Annotated in this window: 14 protein-coding genes; 9 read left to right on the top strand and 5 right to left on the bottom strand. The window is 60.2% G+C overall.

Annotated elements, in window-relative coordinates; genetic code table 11:
• Positions 1–139 precede the first annotated feature (139 nt).
• From nudC to DBR44_RS10435, 5 genes are all read right to left on the bottom strand, one after another.
• On the bottom strand, positions 140–934 hold the full coding sequence (gene nudC / locus DBR44_RS10415) for an NAD(+) diphosphatase (protein ID WP_124643992.1): 795 nt from the start codon (positions 932–934) through the stop codon (positions 140–142).
• A gap of 92 nt (positions 935–1,026) precedes the next feature.
• Positions 1,027–2,148 carry a YbdK family carboxylate-amine ligase gene (locus DBR44_RS10420; protein WP_124643993.1) on the bottom strand — a complete coding sequence of 374 codons (1,122 nt, stop codon included), beginning with the start codon at positions 2,146–2,148 and terminating at the stop codon, positions 1,027–1,029.
• Position 2,149: 1 nt separating this feature from the next.
• Positions 2,150–3,349 (bottom strand): cation:proton antiporter, encoded by a 1,200-nt coding sequence (locus DBR44_RS10425; protein ID WP_124643994.1) that lies wholly within the window; start codon positions 3,347–3,349, stop codon positions 2,150–2,152.
• A gap of 238 nt (positions 3,350–3,587) precedes the next feature.
• A complete protein-coding gene (locus DBR44_RS10430; RefSeq protein WP_124643995.1) occupies positions 3,588–4,913 on the bottom strand; it encodes an MFS transporter in 1,326 nt (441 codons plus the stop codon).
• Between the two features lie 232 nt (positions 4,914–5,145).
• A complete protein-coding gene (locus DBR44_RS10435) occupies positions 5,146–6,186 on the bottom strand; it encodes a nitronate monooxygenase family protein (RefSeq protein ID WP_124643996.1) in 1,041 nt (346 codons plus the stop codon).
• Here DBR44_RS10435 and DBR44_RS10440 point away from each other — a divergent pair.
• The 9 genes from DBR44_RS10440 to rseP all read left to right on the top strand — a co-directional run bounded on the left by DBR44_RS10440 (position 6,185) and on the right by rseP (position 13,830).
• A complete protein-coding gene (locus DBR44_RS10440; RefSeq protein WP_233578465.1) occupies positions 6,185–6,466 on the top strand; it encodes a hypothetical protein in 282 nt (93 codons plus the stop codon). The two genes, DBR44_RS10435 and DBR44_RS10440, sit on opposite strands and share 2 nt — an antisense overlap.
• A gap of 139 nt (positions 6,467–6,605) precedes the next feature.
• Positions 6,606–7,334, top strand: coding sequence for a 30S ribosomal protein S2 (gene rpsB / locus DBR44_RS10445; RefSeq protein ID WP_059285475.1), 729 nt, complete (start codon positions 6,606–6,608; stop codon positions 7,332–7,334).
• A gap of 73 nt (positions 7,335–7,407) precedes the next feature.
• Positions 7,408–8,274 (top strand): translation elongation factor Ts, encoded by an 867-nt coding sequence (tsf, locus tag DBR44_RS10450; RefSeq protein WP_124643997.1) that lies wholly within the window; start codon positions 7,408–7,410, stop codon positions 8,272–8,274.
• A 92-nt stretch (positions 8,275–8,366) separates the two neighbouring features.
• Complete coding sequence (gene pyrH / locus DBR44_RS10455; protein WP_103524543.1) at positions 8,367–9,086, top strand: UMP kinase; 720 nt, start codon at positions 8,367–8,369, stop codon at positions 9,084–9,086.
• Positions 9,087–9,167: 81 nt separating this feature from the next.
• Positions 9,168–9,725, top strand: coding sequence for a ribosome recycling factor (gene frr / locus DBR44_RS10460; RefSeq protein ID WP_124643998.1), 558 nt, complete (start codon positions 9,168–9,170; stop codon positions 9,723–9,725).
• Positions 9,726–9,736: 11 nt separating this feature from the next.
• Positions 9,737–10,486 (top strand): isoprenyl transferase, encoded by a 750-nt coding sequence (locus DBR44_RS10465; RefSeq protein ID WP_199731012.1) that lies wholly within the window; start codon positions 9,737–9,739, stop codon positions 10,484–10,486.
• Positions 10,487–10,492: 6 nt separating this feature from the next.
• Positions 10,493–11,299: a phosphatidate cytidylyltransferase gene (locus tag DBR44_RS10470; RefSeq protein WP_124643999.1), complete on the top strand. Its 807-nt coding sequence runs from the start codon at positions 10,493–10,495 to the stop codon at positions 11,297–11,299.
• 9 nt (positions 11,300–11,308) lie between these two features.
• Positions 11,309–12,490, top strand: coding sequence for a 1-deoxy-D-xylulose-5-phosphate reductoisomerase (gene ispC / locus DBR44_RS10475; protein WP_124644000.1), 1,182 nt, complete (start codon positions 11,309–11,311; stop codon positions 12,488–12,490).
• Positions 12,484–13,830 (top strand): RIP metalloprotease RseP, encoded by a 1,347-nt coding sequence (rseP, locus tag DBR44_RS10480; protein ID WP_124644001.1) that lies wholly within the window; start codon positions 12,484–12,486, stop codon positions 13,828–13,830. Before ispC ends, rseP begins: the two co-directional genes overlap by 7 nt.
• Positions 13,831–13,838: the final 8 nt, after the last annotated feature.

Here is a 13,838-nt window from a genome sequence, read left to right on the forward strand (position 1 = left end):
GCGTAGCGTCCCTGGGGCAAGGCCTGCCGCCGCAGACAGTACAAGTAGTACGGCAAGGCGGCGCAACGCAGCAGCAGGGTTTTTGTTAGCTGCTCTAAATAAAGGGGAGCCGACGGCTCCCCTTTTGTATGACGACTGCTCAGGCTTGTGTTTGGCGCAGCCAGTCGCTGGTGTGGCGAATCAGTTGGTAGGCCACTGACAGCTGGGCCGGGATGGTGGGCAGGGCGTCAATGTGATACCAGCCTGCGTCCTCGATTTCTCCCGGCTGCGGGCGGATGTCGCCACCATCATATTCGGCAGTGAATGCCAGCATCAGCGAATGCGGGAAAGGCCAGGATTGCGAGCAGACATAGCGCAGGTTTTTTACCCGCACGCCCACTTCTTCCAGAGTTTCGCGGTGTACGCATTGCTCCACGGTTTCGCCTGGTTCGACAAAGCCGGCCAGTGCGCTGTACACGCCGGGCAGGAAGTGCGGGCTGCGGGCCAGCAGCAGCTCCTGGCCGCGATACACCGCCACCATCATGGCTGGCGACAGTCGTGGATAGTAGAGCTGGCCGCAGCCGGGGCAGTGTTTGCCCTGGTCATGACCATGTTGTTGTAGCGGGCTGGCGCAGTGGCCGCAAAAACGGTGAGTGTGCTGAAACTGGCGCAGCTGCGCAGCCCGGGCGATGCCGGCGGTTTGCTCCGGCGGCAGTGCCATCAGCGCGGCGCGCAGCGGCAGCCATTCGCAGTCGGGCGGCGGCGGGCCGATCAGGTCGGCGGCGTACAGATTGCTGCCTTGCTGCTGGTCGATGAACAGGCGGTTGGCCAGCGGCCAGTGGCGGGCGGCATCGCCGGGCAGGGCCTGGTTTTGCAGTAGCAGGCGCGGGCCATCGAAAATGCACCAGCGCGTGGGAAGATCGGGATTACGGTGTTCGGGCAGTTCGAGCGGCATGACGAGGCTTTGGGACGCTAAGCCGCCAGTTTAGCTGCTGAGCGCGGCGATGTCTGCTGCATTGCACTGCGGGGTAGCGCGCGCGTCGGCGCTCAGGCGCTGCTGCCATACATCCAGTGTTCGCTCTGGCGGCGCACCACTTCGGACAAGGAACCGCTGGCGCGGTAGATGGCGCGCAGCCACTGGCTATCCGACTGGCGCTTGAGCGTGCGCTCGCGCAGCTGGCCCAGTTCGCTTTCGCAGTTCAGTGCCCGGGCTTGCGGCTGCAGGGCGTTCAGCGTGCTCAGCAGGTCTTCCTGCAGGCTGATTTGCTGCCGAGCCGCGCCATCGACCAGTACGCCATCAAAGCCAAAACGGCAGGCCTGGAAACGGTTGTAGTTGTAGGTATGGTAGTGCGCGGCCTGTATGTCGTGCCATTCCTCCGCCAGGCAGCGATGCGCCAGCATCTGGGCGTAAGCCGCCAGCAGGGTGGGGGTGACGATGTCCAGCGGGGTATCGCAGATGCGGATTTCCACCGTGCCATACTCCGGCTTGGGGCGGATGTCCCAGTAAAAGTCCTTCATGCTGGCAACAATGCCCAGCTCGGCCATGTGCTGAAAATAATCATTGAACTGTGCCCAGTCTTCCACGCAGGGCATGCAGCCGGACAGGGGGAAGGCGTTGACACTGGTCAGGCGTGAAGTCTGGAACAGCGTATCCATGCCCTGATAGAAGGGCGAGGACGCGGACAGGGCGATAAAGTGCGGGATATAGCGCGCCAGATAGTGACTGAGGCGGATGGCGGCATCGCCATCCGGGCAGCCGATGTGGATGTGCTGGCCATACACGGTGAACTGCTTGGCCAGATAGCCGTACAGCTCGGAAACCAGCTGATAGCGCTCCTTGGGGTAGATCTGCTGGTCGCTCCAGTGCTGGAAAGGATGGGAGCCGCCGCCGGCCAGGCCCAGGTTGAGCTTTTGGGCGCTGCTGACCAAGAGGGCACGAATCTGCTGCAACTCCTGCAGCATGGTGTCGCTGCCCTGGTGAATGGCCGTGCCGATTTCGATCATGCCCTGGGTGATTTCCGGCTTGATGTCATAACCATGCGGCTGGCGGTCTATCAGTAGCAGCAAGTCGTCCGAGCCGCGCGTCAGATTGTAGTCGCGCCGGTTGAGGATCATCAGTTCCAGTTCCACGCCCAGTGTCAGCGGGGTGCTGTTGTTGAAGTGCAGCATGTCAGTCCTCCGATGGAATGTCACCAACCTGGCGCAGCGCCAGACGGGTTAGCAGGGGGCCTGCCAGTTCACTGATGACAAAAACCGCCATCATGGTGCCGGTAAAGGCGGTGGCGTCCGTGCCCAGTGCCAGCGTACTCATTCCCAATAGCATGGCGCTGCCGCCGGACAGCGGGTTGAGTGCCAGCCCGAGCCACAGGCCGCGTCGGCGGCTCAGGCAGTTTTGCGGTGCCAGCAGCCACCAGAACAGCATGGGGATGGCCGAGCGCAGCAGCAGGTAGGCCAAGGCCAGTGGCCAGTAGGTGGTCAGCGTCTGCGGTGCCAGCTGGGCACCGGCGGCAACAAAAAAGGCAACAAAGAAAAAATGGCTGCCGCTTAACAGGCCCGGCTCGCTCACCGTGTGTCCGCCGCGCAGATTGCGCGTGGCCAGGCCGAAGACCAGCAGGGCCAGCGAGGGCAGGGTGTTCAGCATGACCGACAGCCCCACCAGCAGGGCGATCAGGCCAAACAGCAGCACGGTCTGCTGTTGGCGTCGCTGGCTGCCCAGCCAGCGATTAAGGGCAATGGCCAGCAGGCCGGCCAGCAGCCCGAGCAGGCTGGAACCCAGAATCAGCCAGGCCGGCGACAGGATGCCATCTTCGGTGCTGTGCTGGTTCTGCAGGTGGGCCGAGCCCAGGGCGATGGCGAATACGATGACCGACAGCAGGCTGGATAATGCGGTGGCCGTGGTCAGCCTTTCGCTGACCTGCCCCTCGGCACGGGTTTCGCGCAGCATCTCCAGAATGACGATAGGCGAGGTGGCCATGCCCAGTGCGGCCATCATGCTACTGGCCTGCCAGCCCAGCCCGCCTTGCAATAGCAGTGCGCACAGCGCGGCAAACACCGCCAGGCAATAGCACAGCGTAGTCAGCAGCAAGGTGCGCTCCACGCGCAGCCAGTGCAGGTCGACCCGGCGACCGCTTTCAAACAGTGCCAGTCCCAATGCCAGGTTGACGAACAGGTCGGCGGCGCTGAGCAATTCCTGGTTGAGCAGGTGCAAGCTGGCTGGGCCGATGATCAGGCCGGTCAATACGTAGCCGGTAATGGCCGGCAGGCGTCCGGCACGGTTGGCGATCTGGCCGCCGATGACGCCCAGCGTCAGCAGGATGCCAAAAGCAGCCAGCGGGTTGAGGGAAAGGCTGTGCCAGGGCAGGAGGCTCATGGGTGTCTCCGTGGTCTGTGGGTGAGGCCCGCCGGGGCGGGATGAGGCTGGGAGTTGTGTCTTGAACGGCGTTGCGGGCAGGTTGAAATGCCGGGTGTATAAATTAGGGACTGCTGATTTGCCGCGAGGGTTCCGCTGTGGTCAGAATTAATTCTTGCTGCGCTGCGGAATTATCCTGGTCGCAGTTGCATGAAAAACGGCCCCGCAGGGCCGTGGAAAAAAGCGATTGCTGCTGCAATCAGTGCTGCGTCGATGTGCGGTCTGCACGCTGGGGTGATTCGGTCAGTAGCAGGTAGACACCTAATAATGCGCCCATGCCGCACAGGCTGACGACATAGTGGGCTGGGGCTAGCGGATCGGCCTTGAGCCATAGCGAAACCGCCATTGGTGTCAGGCCGCCGAAAATGGCGTACGCGACGTTATAAGAGAATGACAGGCCGCTAAAGCGTACTGCTGGCGGAAAGGCGCGCACCATGACGAAGGGAACGGCTCCGACAATGCCGACGCTGAAGCCGGTCAGGCTGTACAGCGCATACAGCTGGCTGCCATCGCTCGCCACGCTGGTGTAGAAGTGATAGCTGCAAGCGCCCAGCAACAGGCTGCCGACGATGAAGGTCAGGCCACTGCCCATGCGGTCGATGATGCGGCCGGCCAGCATGCAGCCTGCGGTCAGGGCGATGGTGGCGAGGCTGTTGGCCTTGAGGGTGGTTGCGGCATCCATACCGAACTGCTTTTGCAGATAGGTGGGCGTCATCAGAATGACCACCACGATGGCGGCGGATAACAGCCAGGTCAGCAGCATGGAGATGATGACGGCGCGTTTGTGTTCGCGCAGCACAGTCTTCAGTGGCAGTTCGTCGGCCAGGGTCTTACGCGCCTGCATTTCGGCAAAGACCGGCGTTTCCTGCAGCCATTGGCGCAAATACATGGCCAGCAGGCCAAAAATGCCACCCACCAGAAAAGGCAGCCGCCAGGCCCAGTTGCTGATTTGTGCCGGACTGAAGCTGCTGTTGATCAGGGTGGCCAGCAGCGAACCCAGCAGGATGCCGGCGGTGAGGCCGGCAGTCAGCGTGCCGCAGGCATAGCCGGTGTGGCGGGCGGGTACGTGTTCGGCCACGAATACCCAGGCACCGGGCACTTCGCCGCCAATGGCTGCGCCCTGCAGAATGCGCAGGGCTAGTAGTGCCAGCGGCGCGGCGATGCCGATGCTGGCGTAAGTGGGCAGCATGCCCATCAGCAGGGTGGGGACGGCCATCAGCACGATGGACAGGGTGAACATGCGCTTGCGCCCCAGCTTGTCACCAAAGTGGGCCATCACGATGCCGCCTAGTGGTCGAGCCAGATAGCCGGCGGCAAAGATGCCGAAGGTCTGGAATTGGCGCAGCCAGTCCGGCATGTCCGGCGGGAAGAATAGCTTGCCGATGACCAGGGCAAAAAATACGAAAATGATGAAGTCGTAAAATTCCAGTGCGCCGCCCAGGGCAGCCAGGGCCAGGGTGCGGTAGTCCTGGCGGTTGAGCGGGCGTGGTGTGCTGAGGTCGGCCTCGTTGTGGTGCGGGATCATGCGTCATCTCTTGATGTGTGGGCTGGCCGCTCTGTGGCGGCATGCTGTCGGGCTGGTGGGTCAGTCTGGGAGAATACGGGAAGGGACGGAGGCGGGCAATGTGGTCAGGTGCTGCGTGCTGGCATCTTGTTGCGTGTAAACAAGATTTGCATGGTGTAAATCTTGTCATTTGGCACAACGCATCATGAAAAATGCGCCGCCAGTCGCTTGGAATGAACGGGCGGCGCGGTGATCAGGCTTGGTGTAGCTGTTGCAGGTGGCTCAGGCTATGTTCGGCCTCCTGCATGATGCGGTCGAACAGCTGCTGCACGGTGGGGACATCATCAATCAGCCCTTGTACCTGGCCGATCAGTTGCACCCCTTGCTGGTGATTGCCATCTTCAATAGCCAGACGGATGGATTCGGTGGCTGCGCCAAACAGCGCCAGCTGGCGCAGCTCCTGCGGTTTTTGCAGCATGCCGCCCAGGGCGACTTTCAGTACCGGCATGCCCATCTTGCGGGCGATGGCGCTGGCTTTCCAGGCGGCTGCCAGCAGGTTCATTGGCTTGCGGGTGGCGGCACGGGCGGTGGGGGTGTCCATCATGCGGCACCACAGGCCGTCGAAATTGCGCGAGTACAAGGTATCGGCCACGCTGCGCTGACGAATCATCTCCTTGCTGCGCTCGTGGACCGGACTTTCCTGCGTCATTGCCAGGCGGCTACCCATGGCCACGGCGTCGGCTCCCAGTGCCAGCGCGGCGAGCAGGCCGGCACCGCTGCCAAAGCCGCCGGCGGCGATGATGGGCAGCGAGCTTGCCTTGCGGATGGCCGGGATCAGCACCAGCGAGGTCACCTCGCCGCCATGTGCTGCCGCTTCGTGGCCGGTGACCAACAGCCCGTCCACGCCGGCTTTTTCGGCAGAAATGGCATGTTTCTCGGTAACTACGGTGGCAATGACCTTGCCGCCGTAGGCATGGGCGCGTTTGATGATCCAGTCACCTTTGCCCAGTGAGAAGTTGATCACCGCTACCTGTTCTTGCAGGGCGACTTCACAGTTTTCGCGCGCACCCGGCATCATCAGCGTGCAGCCGATGCCAAAAGGGCGATCCGTCAGGCTGCGGATGCGGCGGATGGCGGCGCGGGTCTGTTCCGGGCTGAGCGGGCCACTTGCCAGAATGCCCAGTCCACCTGCATTGGCCGTGGCAGCGACCAGTTCGGGAGTGGCGATATAGCTCATGCCGGGGCAGGCTAGTGGCAGGCTCACGCCAAAGGTTTCGGTAAATCGGGTTTGCATGATGGGAACCGGGCGGGTGGTTTACAATGTGGGGCTATTGTTCAGGCTTTTTTCGAAAATTTCAAACGGTTGTTTGATTATGTATATGGTATTGATTGGCTGGCTCTACGTGGTGTTGATGCTGGCGGTGGCACAGAACAGCCTGTGGGCGACGTTTTCCATTCTGTTCTTTCTGGGCTTTCTGCCCACCCTGTTTATTGCAAGAATGACACGCCGCCGCCTGCTAAAAAGGCAGGAATTGGCCCGTGAACAGGCAAATGCAGGCAAGACGCTTGAGTGAGCTTGCCCTGTGGTGCTAGAATCTTGCGTCCTCTACATTGGGTAGAGGAATAAACTACGCACATCCGTGCCAAAGGGTGCCGTCATTGACTGACGGTTGTCTGCGCGGATGGAGGCTTAACCCTTTAAGGAGTTTTTGCATGTCCACCAACGTTACCATGCGTCAAATGCTTGAGGCCGGTGTTCACTTCGGCCACCAAACCCGTTTCTGGAACCCGAAGATGGCTCAGTACATCTTTGGCAGTCGCAACAAGATCCACATCATCAACCTGGAAAAGACTCTGCCGCTGTTCATCAGCGCCCAGGAATATGTGCGTCGTCTGGCCGCCAACAAGGGTACCGTAATGTTTGTTGGTACCAAGCGTCAGGCACGTGAGATCGTCCGTGAAGAAGCCGCTCGCGCTGGCATGCCGTTTGTTGATCACCGCTGGCTCGGCGGCATGCTGACCAACTACAAGACCGTGAAGCAGTCCATCAAGCGTCTTGAAGAGAAGCGTGCCATCCTGGAAGGCGCTGACATGGGTTACAACAAGAAAGAACTGTTGGACCTGCAACGCGAAGTTGACAAACTGGAACGCTCGCTGGGCGGTATCAAAGATATGAAGGGCCTGCCGGACGCCATCTTCGTTATCGACACTGGCTACCAGAAAGGTACCATTGTTGAAGCCAAGAAACTGGGCATCCCGGTGATCGGCGTTGTTGATACCAACAACTCCCCGGACGGCATCGACTACGTAGTTCCGGGTAACGACGACTCCAGTCGCGCTATCCGCCTGTACGCTCGCGGCATCGCCGACGCCGTACTGGAAGGCCGCGCTCAGTCGCTGCAAGAAGTCGTAGCCGCTGCTGAAACGGCCCAGGCTGAGTAAGCAGACTCGAAAGGGGGCGCAAGCCCCTTTTTTTAGACCTGATTACCTTACGTATCGAATACAGGAGTTACAAATGGCGGAAATTACCGCAAAGATGGTTTCGGATCTGCGCGCTGCTACCGGCCTGGGCATGATGGAGTGCAAAAAAGCCCTGGTTGAAGCTGAAGGCGACGCTGCCAAGGCCGAAGAAATTCTGCGCATCAAGTCCGGCAACAAGGCTTCCAAGATGGCTGGCCGTCTGGCTGCCGAAGGTATCATCGGTTCCTACGTGGCTGGTGGCGTTGGCGCCCTGGTTGAAGTGAACTGTGAAACCGACTTCGTTGCCAAGGACCCGACCTTCCTGGCGCTGGCTGCTGCTGCTGCCCAGGCTGCTGCAACTGCGAACCCGGCTGATGTTGAAGCCCTGTCCGCTGTTGAAGTAGACGGCGTGTCCGTTGAAGAAATCCGCAAGGCTGCCATTGCCAAGCTGGGTGAGAACATGACCATCCGTCGTTTCGTGCGTTACGAAACCGACGGCACCATCGCCACCTACCTGCACGGTGCCAAGATCGGCGTGATCGTCGACCTGAAGGGTGACGAAGCGCTGGGTCGCGACATTGCCATGCACATCGCTGCTTCCAAGCCGATCTGCGTGTCCAAGGATCAGGTTCCGGCCGAAACCCTGGAACAAGAACGCAAGATCTACACCGCACAAGCTGCTGAATCCGGCAAGCCGGCTGATATCGTCGCCAAGATGGTAGAAGGCCGCGTCAACAAGTACCTGGCTGAAGTGACCTTGGTGGGTCAGCCTTTCGTCAAGAACCCGGACGTGACCGTTGAAAAGCTGCTGGCTGAAAAATCCGCTTCTGTGAAGGCATTCGCCATGTTTGTTGTTGGCGAAGGCATCGAGAAGAAGGTTGTAGACTATGCTGCTGAAGTGGCTGCTGCTGCCAAGCTGTAAGTCTGACAAGACTGTATGATCGAACGGCACCCTGCCTGCAGGGTGCCGTTTTGCAAACTGAATGCCCTAAAAACACCCAACTCGAGGTTATCATGAGCCAAGCTCCTTCCTATAAACGCATTCTGCTCAAGCTGTCTGGTGAAGCCCTGATGGGCGACGATAACTACGGCATCAACCGCTCGACCATCGAGCAGATTGTTGGCCAGATCAAGGAAGTGGTAGAGCTTGGTGTGCAGGTGGGTATCGTGATTGGTGGCGGCAATATCTTCCGTGGCGTTTCCAGTGCTGCCAGCGGCATGGATCGTGCAACGGCCGATTATATGGGCATGATGGCGACGGTGATGAATGCACTGGCGCTGAAGGATGCAATGGGCAAGGTGGGTCTGATTGCCCGCGTGCAATCCGCACTGACCATGCAGCAGATTGCCGAACCCTATGTGCGCGGCAAGGCCATGCAGTATCTGGAAGAGGGCAAAGTGGTGATTTTCGGTGCGGGCACCGGCAACCCCTTCTTCACCACTGATACCGCAGCCGCACTGCGCGGCATGGAAATGAATGTGGACATCATGCTCAAGGCCACCAAGGTTGATGGCGTGTATACCGATGATCCGAAAAAGAATCCCGATGCCGTGCGCTACCAGACCCTGACTTTCGATGAGGCCATTGGCCGTAATCTGAAAGTGATGGATGCGACCGCCTTCGCGCTGTGCCGTGACCAGCACCTGAATATCAAGGTGTTCAGCATCTTCAAGCAGGGCGCGCTCAAGCGCGTAGTGCTTGGCGAAGATGAAGGCACGCTGGTACACTGCTGAGCTTGACGAATACCAAGGGGCGGAAACGGCTGGAAGCCGCTTTCCGCCTTGTTTTTCAAAGTACCGATTTTTGGAGCAAGCATGATTAATGAAGTCAAGAAATCCGCCGAGCAGAAGATGAGCAAGACTCTGGAGGCGTTCAAGACCGACCTGACCAAAGTGCGAACAGGTCGCGCCCACACCGGCATTCTTGATCATGTCATGGTCGACTACTATGGCAGCGGTGTACCGGTGAATCAGGTGGCCAATGTCAGCCTGATCGATTCCCGCACCATCGGTGTGCAAGCCTGGGAAAAGAATATGGTGGCCAAGATCGAAAAGGCCATCCGTGATTCTGATCTGGGTCTGAATCCGGCTTCCATGGGCGAGATCATCCGCGTGCCGATGCCGATGCTGACTGAAGAGCGTCGTCGCGACCTGATCAAAGTGGTGAAGGGCGAGGCCGAAGGTGCCCGCGTGGCCGTGCGCAATATCCGCCGCGATGCCAACAATGACTTCAAGAACCTGCTCAAGGACAAGTCGATTACCGAGGATGACGAGCGTCGCGGCCAGGACGACATCCAGAAAATGACCGACAAGTTCATTGCCGAGATCGACAAGGCACTGGCAGGCAAAGAAGCAGACCTGATGGCGGTATAAAGGAAATAGCCTTGTTTGGAAGCTCCACCAAGGACGTGCCGGAGGTGCGCTGTGTACCCCGGCATATCGCCATCATCATGGATGGCAATGGCCGTTGGGCCAAGAAGCGTTTCCTGCCACGGGTAGCCGGTCATAAAAAAGGGCTGGATGCCGTGCGCGAAGTGGTGACCGCCTGCAAGGAGCTGGGGGTGGAGTACCTGACGCTGTTCGCCTTTTCCACTGAAAACTGGCGGCGGCCGCAGGATGAAGTGTCCTTCCTGATGGATCTGTTCATTCGGGCGCTGGAAAACGAAGTCAGCAAGCTGCATGCCAATAACATCCGGCTGCGGGTGCTGGGTACGCGCGAGCGCTTCAGTCCGGCGCTGGCCGAGCGCATCCAGGCGGCAGAAGACAAGACGGCTGGCAACGATGGCCTGGTGCTGAGTATCGCCGCCGACTACGGTGGCCGCTGGGATGTGCTCAATGCCGTCAATGGCCTGATCGCCGACGGCGTCAGCCAGATTACCGAAGAAAATCTGGCCGAGCGGCTGTCCACACACTGGGCACCGGAGCCGGACCTGTTCATCCGTACTGGTGGCGAGCAGCGCATCAGCAACTTCCTGCTGTGGCAACTGGCTTATTCCGAGCTGTATTTTACCGATCTGTTGTGGCCGGACTTTGATCGCACGGCCCTGGAGGGCGCGCTCAATTCCTATCGCGAACGCGAGCGCCGCTTTGGCCGTACCAGCGAACAGCTGCCAGCCCAGCAGCGCAGAAACTGATCCTTCATGCTCAAGACTCGCATTCTGACTGCTCTGGTATTGCTGCCGCTGATGCTGGCGGCACTGTTCCTGTTTCCGGCCAATGCCTGGGCCGGTTTTTCCTGGTTGATCATTTTGCTGGCTCTGTGGGAATTCTCCCGCATGGCCGGTTTGTACGGTGCGCCGCAATGGGCGTATCTGGCGCTGAGCAGCGCATTTGCTGCTGTGTCCTGGCAGCAGGGCTGGCATATGCCGCTGGCCGGGCATGGCCTGGCGCTGGCTTTCTGGTTGCTGGTCATGCCCTTGTGGCTGGTGCGGCGCTGGAAGCTGGTTTCGCTGCCGCTGGCCATGGTGTTGGGCTGGTTGCTGATGCTGCCGGCCTGGTATGGTTTTCTGGAATGGCGGCCGCAGGCTGACAGCGCCCATGCACTGACTTTGCTGGCAGTCATGGGGCTGGTGTGGGTGGCCGACGTGGCGGCTTATTTCTCTGGCAAGGCCTTTGGCAAGCGCAAGCTGGCGCCTTCCATCAGTCCCGGCAAGAGCTGGGAGGGTGTGTATGGTGCATTGCTTGGCGTGGCGGTGTATGTGGTCATCGTCAGCAAGCTGGGCTGGATCTCCGTAGGGCTGCCACTGTGGGGGCTGGTGCTGCTGTCCTTGCCGCTGACCGCAGTCAGTGTCTGTGGTGATCTGCTGGAATCCTGGTTCAAGCGTGTCTCGGGCATGAAAGACAGCAGCAAGTTGCTGCCTGGTCATGGCGGCGTTTACGACCGAATCGATAGTCTCATTGCCGTTCTGGCAGTCAGCAATGCGCTGCGCGTGCTGGGCGGGCTGTAAGCTCATCTCATGAAACCTCAAGGCATTGCAGTTCTTGGGGCAACCGGCAGCATCGGCGTCAATACGCTGGATGTGGTTGCCCGTCATCCTGATCGTTACCGGGTAGTGGCTCTGAGTGGTCACCGCCAGGTGGATCGCCTGTTCGAACAGGCTTGTCGTTTTCTTCCCCTTTATGTCGTGGTGGCTGATGCCGCCGCAGCCAATGCCTTGCAAGGCCGGCTGCGTGAGCGTGGGCTGACCACCGAAGTGCTGTACGGTGCGGCTGCGCTGGAGCGAGTGGCTGCCTTGCCGGAAGTCGATGTGGTGATGGCCGCCATTGTCGGCGCTGCCGGGCTACCGTCAGCCATGGCGGCTGCCTGTGCCGGCAAGAAAATCCTGCTGGCCAACAAGGAAGCACTGGTGGTAGCTGGCCGGCTATTCATGGAAGCCGTGCGCTTGCATGGTGCCACGCTGCTGCCGGTGGATAGCGAGCACAACGCCATTTTCCAGTCCTTGCCGCATGACTATGCCGGCAATCTGGATGCGGCCGGCATCCGCAAGATCATTCTTACTGCCTCAGGCGGGCCGTTTCGCCAGCACAGCGCCGAGGCCTTGCTGCAGGTCACGCCGGAAGATGCCTGCCGTCATCCCAATTGGGTGATGGGGCGCAAGATTTCGGTGGACTCAGCCAGCCTGATGAACAAGGGGCTGGAAGTGATCGAGGCGCACTGGCTGTTTGCTGCGCCGCCGGAACGCATTGATGTGGTTGTTCATCCGCAAAGTGTCATCCACTCCATGGTGCAATACCGCGATGGCTCGGTGATGGCGCAGCTGGGGTCGCCCGATATGCGTACGCCGATTGCCTGCGCACTGGCCTGGCCGGAGCGTATCGAGGCCGGCGTGGCATCGCTGGATTTCTTCAGCATGGGCTCGCTCACCTTCGAGCAGCCGGATTTGCAGCGCTTTCCCTGCCTGGGCCTGGCATTCGCTTCGCTGCAAAGTGGTGGCGATGCGCCGGCCGTGCTGAATGCGGCCAATGAAGTGGCGGTGGCGGCGTTTCTGGAAGGTCGCCTGCGTTTTGTTGATATCGCCAAGGTGGTGGAAGCCACGTTGGCCGGTGTCAGCCTGTCGGCCAGCACCACGCTGGCGGCGCTGCTGGACAAAGATGGCGAGGCGCGACGCTTTGCCGCGAACAAGGTGAGCTCATGCTGACATTCATTGCATTTCTGGTGGCCATTGGCGTACTGGTTACCTTTCACGAGTTGGGCCACTTCTGGGTGGCGCGCTGGTGTGGCGTCAAGGTGCTGCGCTTTTCCGTAGGATTTGGCAAACCGCTTTACACCATTCAGCGTGGCGATACCGAATGGGCCATCAGTCCGATTCCGCTGGGTGGTTATGTGCGCATGCTGGATGAGCGCGAAATGGAAGTGCCGGCCGAGGAGCGTCATCTGGCCTTCAACAACCAGCACGTGCTCAAGCGCATGGCGATTGTGGTAGCGGGGCCGCTGGCCAATCTGCTGCTGGCGGTGTTGTTCTACTGGGTGGTGATCGCCGGCGGCATGGCGCAATTGCTGCCGCAAGTGGGGACGGTGCTTACGCCCAGTCTGGCGGCGACGGCTGGTTTCCAGGCGGGTGACCGGGTGTTGTCGGTCAATAAGCAGCCGGTAGCTGACTGGCAGCAGCTGAGGCTGGCGCTGGTGGATGCCGCGGGTAGTGGTGATGTGCCGATCCGCGTGCAGGTAAAAACGTCTCAGGGTGCAACGCTGCTGCGCAGCATCGATCCGGCGCAGGCCGATGAAGACGCACTCAAGGCGCTGGAGCAGGGCAATCCCGGTCTGATGCCGATGCGCTATCTGCCTGCCATCGGTGGTGTGGAAGAGGGAAGTGTTGCCTCGAAGGCTGGGCTGAAGACTGGCGACAAACTGCTGTCGGCGGATGGCAAACCGCTGGCCAGCTGGGATGCCTGGGTCAAGCTGATTCACGAAAGCCCTGGCAAGGAATTGCTGATTCGCATCGAGCGCGATGGCAAGCCGCAGGATGTCAAGCTGCGCCCGGCCACCGTGGCGGATGGCGACGTGATGATAGGCCGTATCGGTGCCGCACCGCTGCTGGACAGCGCCTGGATGAAGCAGCTGAGTTTCATGCACAAGCCCGGCGCGGCCGAAGCTGCCGTCGAGGCTTTGCACAAGACCACCAGCACTGCCTGGATGAGCCTGAAGTTTCTCGGCCGCATGGTGATCGGCCAGGCTTCGCTGGACAATCTGTCCGGCCCGCTGACCATTGCCAGCATCGCCGGTCAGACTGCACGCGAGGGCTGGAGTCCGTATCTTGAATTTCTGGCGCTGATCAGTGTCAGTATCGGCGTGTTGAATCTATTGCCGATACCTGTGCTGGATGGTGGGCACTTAATGTATTATGTCGCGGAGCTGGTCAAAGGCCGCCCGCTGAGCGAGCGTGCGCAACTGTTTGGACAGAAGATCGGATTCATCCTGCTGGCGTCGCTGATGCTATTTGCCGTGCTGAACGATATCAGCCGCCTTTTTGGGGGTTAAAACAAACC

Source organism: Aquitalea sp. FJL05, from assembly GCF_003852595.1.
In the GTDB taxonomy this organism is placed as follows: Bacteria; Pseudomonadota; Gammaproteobacteria; order Burkholderiales; family Chromobacteriaceae; genus Aquitalea; species Aquitalea aquatilis.